Origin of the sequence: Thiomicrospira microaerophila, from assembly GCF_023278225.1 — a bacterium.
GTDB classification, from domain to species: Bacteria; Pseudomonadota; Gammaproteobacteria; order Thiomicrospirales; family Thiomicrospiraceae; genus Thiomicrospira; species Thiomicrospira microaerophila_A.
Genome location: NZ_CP070959.1, coordinates 512,167 through 527,864 on the forward strand (window position 1 = coordinate 512,167; position 15,698 = coordinate 527,864).

General features: G+C 45.4%; 19 protein-coding genes and 1 other RNA gene. 13 read left to right on the top strand and 7 right to left on the bottom strand.

Going from position 1 to position 15,698, the window contains the following annotated elements:
- Positions 1-9: 9 nt before the first annotated feature.
- From fabD to JX580_RS02515, 12 genes are all read left to right on the top strand, one after another.
- Entirely contained in the window at positions 10-942 is a 933-nt protein-coding gene (gene fabD, locus JX580_RS02460; RefSeq protein WP_248851218.1) for an ACP S-malonyltransferase, read from the top strand.
- A 2-nt stretch (positions 943-944) separates the two neighbouring features.
- On the top strand, positions 945-1,685 hold the full coding sequence (gene fabG, locus JX580_RS02465; protein ID WP_248851219.1) for a 3-oxoacyl-ACP reductase FabG: 741 nt from the start codon (positions 945-947) through the stop codon (positions 1,683-1,685).
- A 102-nt stretch (positions 1,686-1,787) separates the two neighbouring features.
- Entirely contained in the window at positions 1,788-2,024 is a 237-nt protein-coding gene (gene acpP / locus JX580_RS02470; RefSeq protein WP_248851220.1) for an acyl carrier protein, read from the top strand.
- A 109-nt stretch (positions 2,025-2,133) separates the two neighbouring features.
- Complete coding sequence (fabF, locus tag JX580_RS02475; protein ID WP_248851221.1) at positions 2,134-3,375, top strand: beta-ketoacyl-ACP synthase II; 1,242 nt, start codon at positions 2,134-2,136, stop codon at positions 3,373-3,375.
- A 14-nt stretch (positions 3,376-3,389) separates the two neighbouring features.
- The gene (locus JX580_RS02480; RefSeq protein ID WP_248851222.1) at positions 3,390-4,748 is read left to right on the top strand and encodes an aminodeoxychorismate synthase component I; all 1,359 of its coding nucleotides are present in this window, start codon (positions 3,390-3,392) and stop codon (positions 4,746-4,748) included.
- Between the two features lie 7 nt (positions 4,749-4,755).
- Positions 4,756-5,652 carry an aminodeoxychorismate lyase gene (pabC, locus tag JX580_RS02485; protein WP_248851223.1) on the top strand — a complete coding sequence of 299 codons (897 nt, stop codon included), beginning with the start codon at positions 4,756-4,758 and terminating at the stop codon, positions 5,650-5,652.
- Positions 5,653-5,731: 79 nt separating this feature from the next.
- An RNA gene (gene ffs, locus JX580_RS02490) (signal recognition particle sRNA small type) lies at positions 5,732-5,828 on the top strand.
- Between the two features lie 110 nt (positions 5,829-5,938).
- Positions 5,939-7,837, top strand: a complete 1,899-nt coding sequence (gene dnaX / locus JX580_RS02495) for a DNA polymerase III subunit gamma/tau (protein ID WP_248851224.1) — start codon at positions 5,939-5,941, stop codon at positions 7,835-7,837.
- An 18-nt stretch (positions 7,838-7,855) separates the two neighbouring features.
- The gene (locus JX580_RS02500) at positions 7,856-8,185 is read left to right on the top strand and encodes a YbaB/EbfC family nucleoid-associated protein (protein WP_248851225.1); all 330 of its coding nucleotides are present in this window, start codon (positions 7,856-7,858) and stop codon (positions 8,183-8,185) included.
- 3 nt (positions 8,186-8,188) lie between these two features.
- Positions 8,189-8,791 carry a recombination mediator RecR gene (gene recR, locus JX580_RS02505; protein WP_432758395.1) on the top strand — a complete coding sequence of 201 codons (603 nt, stop codon included), beginning with the start codon at positions 8,189-8,191 and terminating at the stop codon, positions 8,789-8,791.
- Positions 8,792-8,902: 111 nt separating this feature from the next.
- Positions 8,903-9,241 carry a hypothetical protein gene (locus JX580_RS02510; protein WP_248851226.1) on the top strand — a complete coding sequence of 113 codons (339 nt, stop codon included), beginning with the start codon at positions 8,903-8,905 and terminating at the stop codon, positions 9,239-9,241.
- Positions 9,238-9,525: a DUF1840 family protein gene (locus JX580_RS02515; RefSeq protein ID WP_248851227.1), complete on the top strand. Its 288-nt coding sequence runs from the start codon at positions 9,238-9,240 to the stop codon at positions 9,523-9,525. Before JX580_RS02510 ends, JX580_RS02515 begins: the two co-directional genes overlap by 4 nt.
- A gap of 170 nt (positions 9,526-9,695) precedes the next feature.
- Here the strand turns inward: JX580_RS02515 and ubiB are convergent, their stop codons facing one another.
- From ubiB to hslU, 7 genes are read right to left on the bottom strand one after another with little or no spacing between them, the layout of a single operon-like run.
- The gene (ubiB, locus tag JX580_RS02520) at positions 9,696-11,321 is read right to left on the bottom strand and encodes a ubiquinone biosynthesis regulatory protein kinase UbiB (RefSeq protein WP_248851228.1); all 1,626 of its coding nucleotides are present in this window, start codon (positions 11,319-11,321) and stop codon (positions 9,696-9,698) included.
- Positions 11,322-11,338: 17 nt separating this feature from the next.
- A complete protein-coding gene (locus JX580_RS02525) occupies positions 11,339-11,620 on the bottom strand; it encodes a hypothetical protein (protein WP_248851229.1) in 282 nt (93 codons plus the stop codon).
- Positions 11,620-12,381 (bottom strand): bifunctional demethylmenaquinone methyltransferase/2-methoxy-6-polyprenyl-1,4-benzoquinol methylase UbiE, encoded by a 762-nt coding sequence (ubiE, locus tag JX580_RS02530; RefSeq protein ID WP_248851230.1) that lies wholly within the window; start codon positions 12,379-12,381, stop codon positions 11,620-11,622. The genes JX580_RS02525 and ubiE overlap by 1 nt, the downstream gene beginning before the upstream one ends.
- Positions 12,378-12,761, bottom strand: coding sequence for a gamma-butyrobetaine hydroxylase-like domain-containing protein (locus JX580_RS02535; RefSeq protein ID WP_248851231.1), 384 nt, complete (start codon positions 12,759-12,761; stop codon positions 12,378-12,380). Before JX580_RS02535 ends, ubiE begins: the two co-directional genes overlap by 4 nt.
- Positions 12,745-13,032, bottom strand: a complete 288-nt coding sequence (locus JX580_RS02540) for a DUF2442 domain-containing protein (RefSeq protein ID WP_248851232.1) — start codon at positions 13,030-13,032, stop codon at positions 12,745-12,747. Before JX580_RS02540 ends, JX580_RS02535 begins: the two co-directional genes overlap by 17 nt.
- Before the next feature lie 5 nt (positions 13,033-13,037).
- The gene (locus JX580_RS02545; protein ID WP_248851233.1) at positions 13,038-13,286 is read right to left on the bottom strand and encodes a DUF4160 domain-containing protein; all 249 of its coding nucleotides are present in this window, start codon (positions 13,284-13,286) and stop codon (positions 13,038-13,040) included.
- Positions 13,287-13,297: 11 nt separating this feature from the next.
- Positions 13,298-14,617 carry an ATP-dependent protease ATPase subunit HslU gene (gene hslU, locus JX580_RS02550; RefSeq protein ID WP_248851234.1) on the bottom strand — a complete coding sequence of 440 codons (1,320 nt, stop codon included), beginning with the start codon at positions 14,615-14,617 and terminating at the stop codon, positions 13,298-13,300.
- A gap of 137 nt (positions 14,618-14,754) precedes the next feature.
- Here hslU and JX580_RS02555 point away from each other — a divergent pair, with 137 nt between their 5' ends.
- Entirely contained in the window at positions 14,755-15,546 is a 792-nt protein-coding gene (locus tag JX580_RS02555; protein ID WP_248851235.1) for an SDR family NAD(P)-dependent oxidoreductase, read from the top strand.
- Positions 15,547-15,698 lie beyond the last annotated feature (152 nt).

The following is a 15,698-nucleotide window of genomic DNA, read 5'->3' on the forward strand; positions in this document are numbered from 1 at the left end:
GGGGTATTAATGAAAACGGCATTTATTTTTCCTGGGCAAGGTTCTCAATCAGTTGGCATGCTATCTGATCTTGCGCAATCCTATGGTGTTGTAAATGAAGTCTTTTCTGAGGCATCTTCGGTGCTTGACTATGATTTATGGCAAATTGTTCAGCAAGGCCCGGAGTCCCAGCTTAACCAAACCTTTGTTACACAACCTGCGATGCTGGCTGCTGGCATTGCTGTTTTTAGAACACTTCAGCAGGTTCAACCAGATTTAAAGCCTAGCTTTTTAGCGGGTCATTCGTTAGGTGAATATACTGCATTGGTTGCGTCTGGCGTGATGTCACTTTCACAAGGTATCGAATTGGTAGCCGAGCGAGGTCGTTTAATGCAACAGGCCGTTCCTGCAGGCGAAGGTGCGATGGCAGCTGTTCTTGGTCTTGAAGATCAGCAGGTGATTGAGCTCTGTGAATTAGCGGCACAAGATCAAGTGGTGGAGGCGGTAAACTTTAACTCACCCGGTCAAGTCGTCATCGCAGGAAATCAAGCAGCTGTAGGACGTGCAATGCAACTTGCCGAAGAGAAAGGCGCTAAAAAGGTTGTGCCTTTGGCTGTGAGTGTTCCTTCGCATTGTGCTTTGATGAAGCCGGCAGCAGATTTGCTAGCCTCTAAGCTTGCCGGTATGACGTTCTCACAACCACAGGTTGCTGTTCTGCATAATGTGGCGGTGCAGGTTTATGATGATGCCGAGAGTATAAAGGCCGCCTTGGTTGAGCAGCTTTATCGTCCTGTTCAGTGGGTTAAAACCATAGAGTATATGAAAGCTACTGGCGTTGAAAAACTGTTAGAATTAGGGCCGGGTAAGGTTTTGGCAGGGCTAAATCGTAGGATAGATCGTCGGATGGCGATTGACTCTATTTTTGACACGGCGACCTTAAGCAATCTTATTAAAGAGGACTAGTTATGTTAACAGGTAAAATTGCATTAGTAACTGGCGCAAGCAGAGGAATTGGTAAGGCAATTGCGCTTGATTTGATTGCCAATGGTGCGACGGTGATAGGGACAGCAACCTCTGAAACTGGTGTCTTAGCAATTACGGATTACATTGTAGCTGCAGGCGGACAGGGTAAAGGATTGGCTTTGAATGTCACGGAGCCGCAACAAATTGCTGATTTAATGGAGCAATTAACTGCTGAGTTCGGTACGCCAACGATATTGGTCAATAATGCCGGTATCACCCGTGATAACTTGCTGATGCGTATGAAGGATGATGAATGGGATGACATTATCCAAACCAATTTGAATTCAGTATATCGTATGTCAAAAGCCTGTTTACGTGGCATGATGAAGGCTAAGCAAGGACGAATTATTAATATTGCATCTGTAGTTGGTGTGATGGGTAATGCGGGCCAAACTAATTACGCGGCCGCTAAAGCAGGAATTATTGGCTTTGCAAAGTCGCTTGCGCGTGAAGTGGGCTCTCGTGGTATTACCGTCAACACCGTTGCCCCTGGATTTATCGATACTGATATGACGCGTAACCTGCCTGAAGAGCAACGCGCTGCTTTGACGCAGCAAATTCCGCTAGCTCGTTTAGGTCAGCCTGAAGATATTGCTAAAGCAGTTACTTTTTTGGCCTCAGACGGAGGCGCCTACATTACAGGTCAAACGATTAATGTTAATGGTGGTATGGTCATGGTATAAGCTTGCCAGACCTCCTTGATAAATAAAGCTTGAAAAAAAGGTGCACTGGGTGCAAAATAACCCAAAATTTTTAATCACAATAAATAGAGTTGGAGATTGTCCATGAGCAGTATTGAAGATCGCGTTAAGAAAATCGTTGTTGAGCAATTAGGCGTTGAAGAAGCACAGGTTACACCTGATGCGTCTTTTATTGACGATTTAGGTGCCGATTCTCTTGACACCGTAGAATTGGTAATGGCATTGGAAGAAGAGTTTGATTGTGAAATCCCAGACGAAGAAGCTGAAAAAATTTCAACTTTAGCGCAAGCGGTTTCATATATCAATGCAAACTTGGAATAATTCCAACGCATGTATTGCAATAAAGCCGTTTTTACGGCTTTTTTTTTGCCTCGCCTTTTTTAAAATCGTCTAAACTATTGTTTTTTGGTTAGCTTGTAGGAGAATCACCTTGTCTAAGCGTCGTGTTGTCATTACTGGTATGGGTTTATTGACCCCCGTCGGTTTAAATGTTGCCCAAACTTGGCAGAATATCAAAGCAGGCAAAAGTGGTATTGCACCGATCACCAAGTTTGATACTGATAAATTTTCAGTCAAATTTGCAGGAATGATGCCAGAATTTGATGTGACGAATTACATTACACCTAAAGAAGCCAAAAAAATGGATCCATTTATTCATTATGGCATCGCTGTAGGTATCCAAGCGTTCGAAGATTCAGGTTTAGAAGTTACTGAGCAGAATGCAACGCGAATTGGCGTGTCGATTGGATCTGGGATTGGCGGTATCGGTACCATTGAAGCACAACACGGTGTCTATCAATCTTCAGGGCCTCGAAAAGTGTCTCCGTTTTTTGTTCCCAGTGCGATTATTAATATGATTTCGGGGCATGTATCTATTAAGTATGGACTTAAAGGCCCAAACCTTGCGCTTGTGACGGCCTGTGCAACTGGAACCCATAGCATTGGTGATGCAGCAAGATTAATTGAGTATGGTGATGCGGATGTGATGATTGCCGGCGGTGCCGAGTATGCGACGACGGAGCTTGGTTTAGCAGGTTTTGCAGCAGCACGTGCCTTGTCAACACGCAATGATAATCCTCAAGCTGCAAGTCGACCTTGGGACGCGGATCGCGATGGATTTGTTTTGGCTGATGGCGCGGGCGCAGTCGTATTGGAAGAGTATGAACATGCCAAAGCACGCGGAGCTAAAATCTATGGTGAGGTTTTGGGTTTTGGGATGAGTGGTGATGCTTATCATATGACTTTGCCTGCAGAAGGTGGAGCGGGAGCGGCACGTTGCATGACGCTGGCATTGCATAATGCTAAGCTAGATAAAAATCAAATTGGTTATATTAACGCACACGGTACCTCAACCCCTGCAGGTGATGTGTGTGAAAATGCCGCAGTAAAGTCTGTTTTTGGTGACCATGCTTACAAGCTGGCCATGAGTTCAACCAAATCGATGATCGGTCATGCTCTGGGTGCAGCGGGGGCAATTGAGGCTATACTGACCACCTTGGCATTACAGGACCAGGTTTTACCCCCTACAATTAACCTAGATAATCCGGCCGAAGGTTGTGATTTGGACTATGTCGCTCATCAAGCGCGTGATGCACAATTTGATTATGCCTTATCTAATTCGTTTGGCTTTGGCGGCACGAATGCAAGCCTAGTTCTTGGTCGAGTTAAGTAGTTTTTAGTGTCACTATGAAGTCATTTTCTTGTGCAGGGTTAGCGGTTGCTTGCCAGCCCATGCAGCAGGTTGATTTGTCCCTGTTAGCGGAAAAATTTCCTGAACGTTACCCGCACTTATTGCAGAGTGTCGCGCAGGGCCAGCTCGGGCGTTTTGACATCCTCTTTGCTTTCCCTCAATCCAGCTATCAATTAGATAATTTAGCCGATGCAGCTGATTTTATTGCTCAATTTCAAGCTGAAATTGAATCTAACCAGGCCTGCTTAACTGAGCCGTGTCATTTACCCTTCTATGGAGGTTGGTTTGTTTATTTTGGCTATGAATATGCTGGAGTGATTGAACCTTCATTAAAACTCTCGACGAGCCGGTTGCCTTTAGCCGTGTTGCAGCGTTTTCCGGCTGCAATCATTATTGATCATCAACAACAAGCTGTGTTTTTTGTCGCCGAGTCATCCTTTTCCGATTGTGTGGCTAGAATGCAGGAGGATTATGCTAATGCGGTGGGGCAGCAGATTGAAAATAACGCTTTAGTCATCAGGCATATCAATGAAGAAGCGCCTGGGCGTTATATTGATGGAGTCAAGCGGATTAAGGACTATATTCTTGCCGGTGATGTATTTCAAGTTAACCTTTCCCGTTTGTGGCAACTTGAGTTTGACAGGGTTTATGATCCGGCAAGCCTGTCAGCGCAAATTTATCGTCAGTTGCGTCAGCATAACCCCGCACCCTTTGCAGGCCTTATTCAACTAGAAGATGCGAGTATTATCAGCTCTTCTCCTGAACGGTTGGTACGCTATACTTCGCCTTGGGTGGATACTCGTCCGATTGCCGGCACACGTAAACGCAGTGAACAACATGCAGAAGATATGGCACTGATTCAAGAATTAATCGCGCATCCTAAAGAGCGCGCCGAACATATTATGTTGATTGATCTTGAGCGTAATGACTTAGGTCGGATTTGTCAGCCTGGTTCTGTTGAGGTTAATGAGCTGATGGTGGTAGAAAGCTATCAACATGTTCATCATATTGTTTCCAATGTCCGAGGGCGCTTGGTAGAGGGTAAAACACCCTTGGACATTATCCATGCTTTATTCCCTGGCGGTACGATAACCGGTTGTCCTAAAATTCGTTGCATGGAAATTATTGCAGAATTAGAAAGTGGTCCAAGAGAAGCCTATACGGGTTCGGTGGGTTATATAAACCGGGATGGTTCAATGGATACCAATATTTTGATTCGTAGTTTTATTCAGCAGGGTGATCAAGTTAGTTTTCGTGCAGGTGCGGGCATTGTTGCGGATTCAGATCCGAACTTTGAATTAGAGGAAACTCGGCACAAGGCAAAAGGCTTGTTAAATGCATTGGGGCTAAAATAGTTGATTTATGAATAGCGTCGAACACCAGGCCTGGTTGAATGGAGCATTATGCGATTCTAGGTTAATCCATGATCGGGGGCTAATGTATGGTGATGGTTTTTTTACCACGTTGCTTTGTAATCAGCAACAACCGTTGAATTGGTCGGCACATTGGCAGCGATTAGAAACTAGCGCGCAACGACTAGGGTTCCCTAAATTAGATCAGGCCGATATTGAACAACAACTGTCTAAGGTTACTTCCAATCTAAAAGATTTTTCCATTATCAAACTGGTAATTACGCGAGGTGCTGGTCCAGGCTATGCTGCTCCTTTGGGTTTGGGCTATCAGGATTTAACTCGAATCATCAGTGTATCGCCAGTCCCGCTAGCGCTGCAAGCAAGTATCAGGGCATCGCTTAGCGGTCAGCCCAGTTTGGAGGGTTTGCGAATTGTTCCATGTCGGACACCGATTAGCATTAACGAGAGATTAGCGGGAATTAAACATCTTAATCGTTTAGATCAGGTTTTAGCAAGGTCAGAGCTACCAGATCTCGGTGCTGATGAAGGACTGATGCTGGATTCTCAAGGTCAAGTGATTTGCGGCACTCAGAGTAATTTGGTATTGATGCAAGGTCAGGACTTGATCAGTCCTTTTTTAGACCAGTCTGGTGTCTATGGAACCTGCTTGAAAAGTTTGCCAAGCGCACTCGAACAGGCCGGATTGAATTATCGCTGGCATTTCCGCGCTATCAAACTTGTTGATTTATTTCAAGCTGATGCGGTTTTTATGTGTAATGCCGTGCGAGGTATTCAACCTGTAGCAAGCTTGTTAGATAAAAACTACGATCTAAAATACGTGTTGCCGATCTATCAGGCCTGGTGGCGTTTTTTGCTGGCAGCTTATAATGAGCCAATAAAGGCTTAGGCTGGCTTTAAATCCAATTGGATAATTCACTAGTACTCTGCTACAATACGCAGGCTTTAAGTTTTCAATATGGTAGCGCTATTCGTCCCCTCGCGACGCTAAGTTAGGAACCCCGCCAGGTCCGGAAGGAAGCAACGGTACTTTCTGATGCGTGCGCCGAGGTAAGGCGGGTCGCGCTGCCACCTCCTAATTTCTGGTTTAATTTTCCGATCCGTTTTCTATTCTCTGTAATCTAAGTTAAAATCAAACCTTTATTTGAACTGAATAGTTAATCAGGGAAACGTCTGTGAGTTATACCGTTCTGGCCAGAAAGTGGCGTCCGAAAAATTTTAGTGAATTGGTGGGGCAAACCCATGTCATGCAAGCGCTTTCTAATGCACTTGACTCGCAACGTTTACACCATGCCTATTTATTTACCGGAACACGAGGCGTAGGGAAAACCACGATTGCACGCATTTTTTCCAAAGCACTCAATTGTGAGCAGGGCGTGAGTTCAACGCCCTGTGGGGTGTGTTCTGTGTGTCAGTCGATTAATGAAGGACGGTTTGTTGATTTAATTGAGATTGATGCAGCATCAAGAACCAAGGTAGAGGATACGCGCGAAATTCTTGATAATGTACAATATGCGCCTAGCCAAGGCCGTTATAAGGTTTATTTGATTGACGAAGTGCATATGTTGTCCAAAAGCAGCTTTAATGCATTGCTTAAAACCCTTGAAGAGCCGCCCGAACATGTTAAGTTTTTACTCGCCACAACCGATCCTCACAAGTTGCCGATAACTGTTCTGTCTCGTTGTTTGCAATTTAATCTTCTACGTTTAACCAGTGTTCAAATTCAACAGCATTTGGCGATGATTTTGCAACAGGAAGGCATTAAGTTTGAGTCAGCTGCCTTAGCTGTGATTGCAAAAAGTGCCGATGGCTCGGCACGCGATGCGTTAAGCTTGTTAGACCAAGCGATTGCCTATTGCGGCGGAGAGCTGAAATATGAAGCAGTTGAAGCGATGCTTGGTTTGGTAGATCAAGCTATTATGCTTGCTCTGTTAGTTGCTTTGTCGGAAAAGTCAGCAGATCAAATTAAGCAGGTATTAAAGACACTTTCGAGTATGGGAGCTGATTACAGTGCATTATTGAATCAGTTACTTGAAGCCCTGCACCAAATCAGTCAGCAGCAAATATTGGGTGAGATACTTGATGAAACGGCGCTTAACCAAGAGGTGTTAGTCGATTTAGCCCAACGCCTAACACCTGACCAAGTTCAATTATATTATCAAATAGCATTGTTGGCGCGTCAAGATATAACACTGGCACCTGATATTCGTATCGGTTTTGAAATGATGCTATTGCGCATGCTGGCATTTAATCCTATTTCAACACCTGGCATTAACCAGGCTGTGGCTACCGAGCCTGAACCTGAGTCTTCAACGCCAGCCAAACCAATCGCAACTTTGCTGCAACAGGCACAAAATAAGACTGCTCACTCAATGAAATCAGCGGTCAGTGCGGAGCCATCAGAAGGGGGGAGCAGTCAAAATACCCTCAACCAAGTAAAAGTAGATCAGGCAGACACTCAAGAGAATGGGGTTGTGGATTTGAGTTTTTTTCCTGATCTAAAGGCACGGTTAGATGAGGCAAAGCCTGCTCAAGCGAGTGATATTGATGAGCGCTTAATTCCAAGCTCTGAGCTTGAAATTCATGCATTCGAATCCCCAGTCCAGCCTGAACGGCCGCTTGAAATGGCATCGATTCCGGCAGCACCGCCCCAAGCGGTTATGCCTGAGTTGCCAGTAATCCTCGATCAACCCCAACCTATTGAGGTTTGGGCTGAATTAATTGAATCCGTTCATCCTGAGGGCATGGCATTGGAATTAGCCCGACGCTGTATTTTAATGAATTATAATAACCAGGCCTGGTGGTTAAGTGTCGCACCTCAATACCTAACCGCTAAAAGTGAGGTGGCGCAGACACGTTTGCTTGAAGCCGCTCAAGATCAGTTTGGCAGTGAATTTAAGATTCATTATGTTGATTATTCGGGTGATTACTATACCTTGGATGATTTACAAAAAGACCAGCAGGCTCAGCACCAGCAGAATGCGGTGTCGGCGATAAAGCAAGATACTAATACCCAGCTCATTCAAAGTATTTTGGGGATGCAGCTGCTAGAAAAAACAATTCAACCTATTTAATTAAGAAGGAGTTTAACTATGTTTGGTGGAAAAGGCGGTATCGGTAACTTAATGAAGCAAGCGCAAGAAATGCAAAAAAACATGGAGCGGGCGCAGCAAGAAATCGCCGAAATGGAGGTTGAGGGTGAAGCCGGAGGGGGCATGGTTAAGGTTCAAATGACCGGTAAGCATGAACTCGTTCGTGTTACGATTGACGACAGCCTGATGGATGATAAGGAAATGCTTGAAGATTTGTTTGCTGCAGCGGTCAACAGTGCAGTGCGTAAGGTAGAGCATACCACTCAAGAAAAAATGGGCGGCCTTACCCAGGGTATGAACCTGCCTGGTGGCATGAAATTTCCTTTCTAAATCATGTCTTCTCCGTTAATTCAGCAGTTAGTTGACGCATTTCGAATTTTACCTGGCGTGGGGCCGAAGTCGGCACAACGTATGGCTTATGCTATTCTTGAGCGGCAAAGGGCAGGGGGCAAGCAATTAGCCTGGGCTTTGACCGAGGCATTAGATAAAGTGGGTCATTGCAAATCTTGTCGAACGCTAAGTGAGGACCCAGTTTGTCGTATTTGTAGTTCGACTAAACGAGATGCGAGTTTGCTTTGTGTTGTTGAAACACCGGCTGACGTACTGTCCATCGAGCAGGCAGGTATTTATCAAGGTAAGTATTTTGTTTTGATGGGGCATCTTTCGCCGATTGATGGTATTGGCCCAGCGCAACTGGGTTTGGATCTATTAAAAACAAAGCTACAGCAAGCAGAACTGGTCGAGTTAATTCTTGCAACCAACCAAACGGTTGAAGGTGAAGCGACCGCACATTACATTCAGCAGATGGCTCAGCAGGCTGATGTAAAGGTAAGTCGTCTTGCTCAAGGCCTACCTATGGGTGGTGAGCTAGAATATACCGATAGTACGACCTTGTCTTACGCTTTCAAAGGGCGCCGAGAACTCGATAACCCCTGACATTGACTGGAGGAAAGAATGTTAAAACTCCGATGGCTATTATGGCTTTTTTTGATTATACCTTTGAGCGGTTGCTTAGAGAGTAAGCCCTCGAATTTAGCGGTTGAGGTCATGGCTAAACGCTATTGGCAAGATCAGCTACAAATGCAGGCTTTATTTCCCCTGCAAGAGGCTAAGATGTTGAGCGCGCATAAAGAGGGGCCTGATGTGTATATCGCTCAGGTTCGTTACCGAGTTCAAGCGGGTTTAAGTGAAGCAGACTTGTTAACGCGTTTAAAACAAGCCGATGAATCCGGACAAAAAACGCTGTTAGATCAAGCTGCGGTGTTGGATGTGGTAAAAAACCTGCCTGCTAATTTTTATCAGGGCCAGGAAATAGAGTTTATCAAACGTTTGCAATTTCGCGATGGTTCACGTGGTTGGCTGCTAGAGAGAGAAATTCCATTATGATTCGTTTTAAAACCAAGCAACACGCTGATGTGGTCATGCACGATGCGATGGCAGAAAAGTTGATTAAAATAATGGGAGCATCCGGTCTAGTTCCCAGTGCTTTGGATCACGACATGATTGCAGAGGCGATAGATAAACTGAGTCGGCTGGCTAAAAATTCTTCGTCTGATTTGGCGCAGGATCAAGTTAGCTTGTCACAACGGGCGCAGCCGCTTATTGCATTATTGAACACAGCTTTAACTAGCGGCGAACCTGTTATGTGGCAGAAAACTAATGTATTCTAATTCGGATGTTTAACCAATTAATTCCAAGCTTGTTGGTTCCTTAAGCTCACAAGCAATATTTTCAAAATTGACCAAGATCGTGGGTACGGCCGGTTTTTGAAAGTTTACTTGTGAGTCCCGTGCTCAGTCTAATCTTCAGGAAAGTTGATAAAGCCAGTGGATTAATCAAACTATTTTTTTATCAGTAGATAGCTGGCTGCGATCACCAAGCCTGCTTGTAACCAGCCGCTGATTTCAATTCCATGATTTTGGAATTCTAAATAGACGGCCGCAGCCACCAAAGCCAGTGCAATCGCGCGTTGGCGTTGTTGCTTGGCTTGGTTTTCCAAGGCTTTTTCGAGTCGCGCGATTTGACCGGAATGCAATTCTAATTGACCATGCGCGGCTTTATTCAGCACCGAATGCACCAGGCCTGGTAGCTGCGGTGCGTTTTCAATCCAAAACGGCAGGTTACGCTTGGTGTTTTTGATTAAGCTTTTAAAGCCAACCCGCTCTTTCATCCAGTCCTCTAAAAACGGCTTGGCGGTATCCCATAAATCCAGTTCATCATCCAGCTGACGCCCTAAGCCTTCAATGTTTAATAGGGTTTTTTGCAGCAGCACTAATTGCGGTTGAACTTCCATACCAAAGCGACGTGCGGTTTGGAATAAGCGCATTAAAAATAAACCAAATGAAATCTCTTTCAGCGGACGATCCCAAATCGGTTCACAGACCGCGCGAATGGCGGATTCAAGTTCATTGACACGGGTATCACGCGGAACCCATTCGGATTCAATATGCAACTCGGATACCCGTAGGTAATCACGATTAAAAAACGCGAGAAAGTTTTCCGCCAGATAACGTTGATCTTCAGGCGTCAGGGTGCCCATAATGCCAAAATCGATTGCCGCATAGCGGCCATCTGGCAGCACAAAAATATTGCCCGGGTGCATATCAGCATGGAAGAAGTTATGTTTAAACACCTGGGTAAAGAAAATCGTTACGCCCTTGGCTGACAGGTCGGTCAGATCAATGCCTTGTTCAATCAGTTTTTCGGTTTCGGATATGCGTGTACCATAGATACGCTCCATCGTCATCACATGCTCATTGGTATGTGACCAGTAGATTTCCGGTACATACAATAAATCTGAGCCTTCAAAGTTGCGTTTAAGCTGTGCGGCATTGGCGGCTTCACGCATCATGTCCATTTCATCGAGGATGGTTTTTTCAAATTCGCTTACCACTTCGGTGGGATGCAATCGACGGCTTTCTTTAACCGCGATTTCCACCAAACGCGCCAAGCTAAACATAATCGAAACGTCTTGTTCAATAATCGGCTTGATATCCGGTCGCACTACCTTAACGACCACCTCTTCACCGCTATGGAGTTTAGCGGCATGCACTTGCGCCATCGACGCCGAGGCCATCGGGGTGGCTTCAAATTCGGCATAGGCCTCAGCAATTGAGCGCTTGAGTCCTTTTTCGATAATTTGACGTGAGTGCATTTCATCAAACGGTGGGCAATCATCTTGCAGTTTAGTCAGTTCAACCGAAATGTCTTCAGGTAACAGGTCTTTGCGGGTTGAGAGGGCTTGGCCGAGCTTGATAAAAATCGGCCCAAGCGCTTCAAGTGCCAAGCGTAAGCGCAGACCCCGATCACCTTGGTGGGTCGCGCGCCAGTTCCATGGAAAAAGCGCACGATTGAGCCAGATCAATGCGCGGTATTTGCTGTTAGCTAGCACCATTTCATCGAGGCGATAATGGGTAACCACCCGATTGATTTTGATTAAACGGAATAACTGTTTGATTGGGTTCATAAAGGTGTCTTTGAAGGTTATTGGGCTTTGGTCATGCGTTCAATACGCGCATCTATTTCATTAAAGCGATTTTCAAGTTCGTTCACCTGCTGGTTGAAATTTTCGATTTCACTGCGGCTAGGTAACAGGTCGAGTTCATAACGAAAGTACTCGCTGAGCATCTGTTCGCTGTCTTGTTTTATCTGTTGCGTCTGTTGTTTAAACTGACGCACGCGATAGCCGAGTTGAAACGCTAAAGGATCACCAATCAGTTTTGATAAATCTTCTTCCCAGTCATGGCTGCTCGGTTTTGTTTTCATTAGAACTTCCATCCACGATGCAGTGCGACAATGCCTTCATTCATATTCATATAACTGGCTTTATCAAAACCTGCGTCTAGCATCATTTGTTTGAGGGTTTCTTGGTCTGGGTGCATGCGAATCGACTCGGCAAGATATTGGTAACTAGCCTCATCCTTTGCAATGAATTTCCCCATTTTGGGTAGAATATTGAATGAATAGAAGTCATAGGCTTTGGCTAATAGCGGTTGATGCACTTTAGAAAACTCCAAAATTAGCGCCTGACCTCCCGGTTTAAGCACACGGCAAATTTCCGCAAGCGCTTTGTCCTTATGTGTGACGTTACGCAAACCAAATGCCATGGTCACGACATCAAAATGATTGTCGGGGAAGGCCAGCGCTTCAGCATTCGCGATAGTGTACTCAACCTGAGCGCCAACCCCTTCGTCAATCAGGCGATCGCGTCCAACACGCACCATGCTTTCGTTAATATCGGCTAACACGACTTTGCCGGTTGGGCCGACACGTTTAGCGAAAGCTTTGGTCAAATCTCCGGTTCCACCGGCAAGATCCAACACCTGCATACCAGCCCGTACCCCGGACAGTTCAATGGTTTGGCGTTTCCATAGCCGATGAATACCCAGTGACATGACATCGTTCATCACATCGTATTTTTGTGCGACCGAATCGAATACGCCTTTGACTTTCTTAACTTTTTCTTCAAGCGGCACTTCGCTGAAACCAAAGTCGATCGTTTGTCGGTTTTGTGATGACGGGCTCATTTGCCGGACTCCTTTTGTAATTGGGTTAGGGCAGGGTGCGAATGCCCCGCTCGCATCAGGCGGCGCAAATAATCCACCCAATAATTTTGATAGTGTTCGCCCAAATCATAAAGGCGCTCCCAGGTATAAATCCCACTGTCATGGCCATCATCAAAATGCAGCCGGATGGCATAGTTGCCAACCGGGCTGATGGCGTCGATATTAACCTGCTGTTTGTCGAGTTGCAGCACCTCTTGACCCGGTGCGTGACCTGTGACCTCAGCCGATTGCGAATAGACCCGTAAAAACTCACAGCTGTAGTCAAAGGTTTGACCGTCATCAAAGCTTATTACCAAGGTGCGTGAAGTTTGTTTAAGTTTAATGTCAGTCGGTTGTGGCATGGCTAGGCGACTCATATTGGATGGCGTGGAAGGTTTTCAGGGTTTGTCCATTCAGCCAAATTTCATTTTCACTCAAATCTATTTGGTCAGTCCAGCTTATAGCATAACCCCCAGGTTCAACTTTTACTGTTTCAAAGAGTGCCCTGTTAGTTAGCGGAGAAAATATTGGGTTAGTTAGCCATTTTTTCATATCATAAAGTTTCACGATGCCGTCTTTAAACGTGACTTCAAGCGTTAAATCATGACAAGCTTTGACATCAATAATTCGCATGGTGATTACTCCAAAGGGGGTAACTTTTTGAAATGTTGTGTTTTCCAAATCGTCATTAAATCCGTTTGGTATTGCGTTGCCCATTCAGTAATCAATTTTCGCGCGCGCTGCGGAATATCACCTTCTATCATTTCAAGTGTTTCAATATTGAACATGCCGACATATTCGCCATAAATGGCATGAAAATGTGCTGGAGGATGATCAGCGAAATAAAGTTTGATAATGATTCCATAAAAACGCGCGATTTCTGGCATGCTAGTCTTCCCTACAAAATATACTGCGACAGGTCTTGGTCTTTGGCGAGTGCGCCGAGGCGTTCGTCCACAAAAGCCTGATCGACGACAATCTGTTGACCCGCTTGGTCAGGTGCGTTAAACGACACCTCTTCCAGTAAGCGCTCCATCACGGTATGTAAACGGCGAGCTCCAATGTTTTCGGTGCTTTCGTTGACTTGGTAGGCGATTTCCGCCAGACGCTGAATACCTTCTGGGGTAAAGCTAATGTCCACGCCTTCGGTTTTCATTAGCGCAGTCGATTGAGTGGTGAGCGCGGCTTTGGGTTCGGTCAGGATACGCACAAAATCTTCAACCCGAAGCGATTTAAGTTCAACCCGAATCGGCAAGCGGCCTTGTAATTCAGCAATTAAATCTGAGGGCTTGCTCATGTGAAAGGCACCGGAGGCGATAAATAAAATATGGTCAGTTTTGATCATGCCATATTTAGTCGAAATCGTGCTGCCTTCAATCAGTGGCAGCAAGTCACGTTGCACACCTTCGCGGGATACATCACCACCACTGGCCCCCGAGCGTTTGGCGACCTTGTCAATTTCGTCTAAAAACACGATGCCGTTTTGCTCGACGTTTTCAACAGCTTGCGATTTTAAGTCGTCATCATTAATCAGTTTGTGGGCTTCTTCTTCAACCAGCAACTTAAAGGCTTTTTTAATCGGCAACTTGCGCATTTGTTTTTTGCTGCTGCCGAGTGACTGGAACATATCTTGTAACTGCGATGTCATGTCTTCCATGCCTGGCGGCGCCATGATTTCAACATGTGCAGGGGCGACCTTTAGATCGAGTTCAATTTCTTTGTCGTCCAACTGGCCTTCACGTAGTTTTTTGCGGAATTTTTGGCGGGTCTCAGCCATCGCTTCATGGCTTTCTTCTTCGCGGCCGCGTGCGGGTGGCAGCAGAATGTCAAGGATGCGGTTTTCAGCGGCATCTTCGGCTTTATTCTGGACGTTTTTAATCGCTTGTTCGCGCTGCATTTTGACTGCGTTATCGACTAAATCACGAATAATCGAATCCACATCACGCCCCACATAACCCACTTCGGTGAATTTAGTCGCCTCAACTTTGATAAACGGTGCATTGGCGAGCTTGGCTAAACGGCGCGCAATTTCGGTTTTACCCACACCGGTTGGACCAATCATTAAAATGTTTTTTGGCGTTACTTCCGGGCGTAAATCTGCATTCAATTGCATCCGGCGCCAGCGATTTCGTAATGCCACCGCAACAGCTTTTTTGGCATCGGCTTGACCAATAATGTGCTTATCAAGTTCATGAACTATTTCTTTTGGGGTCATCATCTGTGCGTTAAAACCTTATTGTCTGATGTAAATTCCATCATTATAAAGCAAAAGCTTTTAGCTTGCTGATACCCGCACAAGGTAAAATAAGGACAAATTGCTAAAAACCTTGAAGTCATGTTTATTAAGGAGGCTGAATGACAATCTACCCTGAACTAAATGGTAAACGCGTCTTTATAACCGGTGCGTCGAGCGGTATTGGTGCTGGCATGGCGCAGATATTGGCTAAGCAGGGTTGTAAATTAGTTTTACATTATTGCCGAAATGAGAGCGGTATTGCGCAAACACTTGATCGAGTTAAGGTATTGGGCGCGCAAGCGCAAGTGGTTAGGGGCGATTTTCGTGACTATGCTTCTCTAGGTCAGGTTTTTAACCAGGCCTGGTCACAGTTTTCGGGTTTAGATGGCCTGGTTAATAATGCGGGATTAATTACAAAAACGACGGTACTTGATGATGTTGAAGGAGAAGCCTTTAATCAGACTTTAGCGGTAAACCTACAGGCACCTTATCGATTAAGCAGTTTGTTTGCTCAAGCTTGTATTGCAGCGAAACAACCTGGCGTTGTGATTAATAATTCGAGTATCCATGGTCAGCAGACTTGTGAGTGGTTCAGTGCTTATGCGGCTTCCAAAGCTGGTTTAGATGCGATGATGAAGGTTATGGCGGTAGAGTGGGGGCAATATGGTATTCGAGTCAATAATCTGGCACCGGGTGTCGTACCAGTCGAACGTACAGTTAGTATTTTGAAGCAGCCAAAATTTAAAAACCCCTGGATGAAGGCGATTCCTCTGGGGCGTTATGGTTCAGTTGAAGAAATGGGAGCCGCAACTGCGTTTCTTTTAAGCGATGCAGCTGCTTGGATGACGGGAAGCGTTTTGACCCTTGATGGTGGATTGATAGCGCGCGGTAGTTACCCCTATAGGGATTAGAGAAAATAGTGTCCTTCGAACCAGTCAATGATTTGTGTAGAGGGCTTACCGTAGGGTTGATTTGGTTTAGCTGGAACCTAAGCTGGATGTTTTTTAAGATGATGAAACAATAACTAGCCAATAGGAGTTTGGTTTATCATAATGATACGAAA

What these genes read in the sequence shown, in the direction of transcription:
- JX580_RS02525 (WP_248851229.1), bottom strand. Translation starts at nt 11,620, where the DNA reads ATGAAAACAAAACCGAGCAGCCATGACTGGGAAGAAGATTTATCAAAA.
- JX580_RS02500 (WP_248851225.1), top strand. Translation starts at nt 7,856, where the DNA reads ATGTTTGGTGGAAAAGGCGGTATCGGTAACTTAATGAAGCAAGCGCAA.
- JX580_RS02540 (WP_248851232.1), bottom strand. Translation starts at nt 13,032, where the DNA reads ATGCGAATTATTGATGTCAAAGCTTGTCATGATTTAACGCTTGAAGTC.
- pabC (WP_248851223.1), top strand. Translation starts at nt 4,756, where the DNA reads ATGAATAGCGTCGAACACCAGGCCTGGTTGAATGGAGCATTATGCGAT.
- fabG (WP_248851219.1), top strand. Translation starts at nt 945, where the DNA reads ATGTTAACAGGTAAAATTGCATTAGTAACTGGCGCAAGCAGAGGAATT.
- JX580_RS02555 (WP_248851235.1), top strand. Translation starts at nt 14,755, where the DNA reads ATGACAATCTACCCTGAACTAAATGGTAAACGCGTCTTTATAACCGGT.
- JX580_RS02535 (WP_248851231.1), bottom strand. Translation starts at nt 12,761, where the DNA reads ATGCCACAACCGACTGACATTAAACTTAAACAAACTTCACGCACCTTG.
- JX580_RS02480 (WP_248851222.1), top strand. Translation starts at nt 3,390, where the DNA reads ATGAAGTCATTTTCTTGTGCAGGGTTAGCGGTTGCTTGCCAGCCCATG.
- JX580_RS02510 (WP_248851226.1), top strand. Translation starts at nt 8,903, where the DNA reads ATGGCTAAACGCTATTGGCAAGATCAGCTACAAATGCAGGCTTTATTT.
- acpP (WP_248851220.1), top strand. Translation starts at nt 1,788, where the DNA reads ATGAGCAGTATTGAAGATCGCGTTAAGAAAATCGTTGTTGAGCAATTA.
- recR (WP_432758395.1), top strand. Translation starts at nt 8,189, where the DNA reads ATGTCTTCTCCGTTAATTCAGCAGTTAGTTGACGCATTTCGAATTTTA.
- hslU (WP_248851234.1), bottom strand. Translation starts at nt 14,617, where the DNA reads ATGATGACCCCAAAAGAAATAGTTCATGAACTTGATAAGCACATTATT.
- JX580_RS02515 (WP_248851227.1), top strand. Translation starts at nt 9,238, where the DNA reads ATGATTCGTTTTAAAACCAAGCAACACGCTGATGTGGTCATGCACGAT.
- JX580_RS02545 (WP_248851233.1), bottom strand. Translation starts at nt 13,286, where the DNA reads ATGCCAGAAATCGCGCGTTTTTATGGAATCATTATCAAACTTTATTTC.
- fabD (WP_248851218.1), top strand. Translation starts at nt 10, where the DNA reads ATGAAAACGGCATTTATTTTTCCTGGGCAAGGTTCTCAATCAGTTGGC.
- ubiE (WP_248851230.1), bottom strand. Translation starts at nt 12,381, where the DNA reads ATGAGCCCGTCATCACAAAACCGACAAACGATCGACTTTGGTTTCAGC.
- ubiB (WP_248851228.1), bottom strand. Translation starts at nt 11,321, where the DNA reads ATGAACCCAATCAAACAGTTATTCCGTTTAATCAAAATCAATCGGGTG.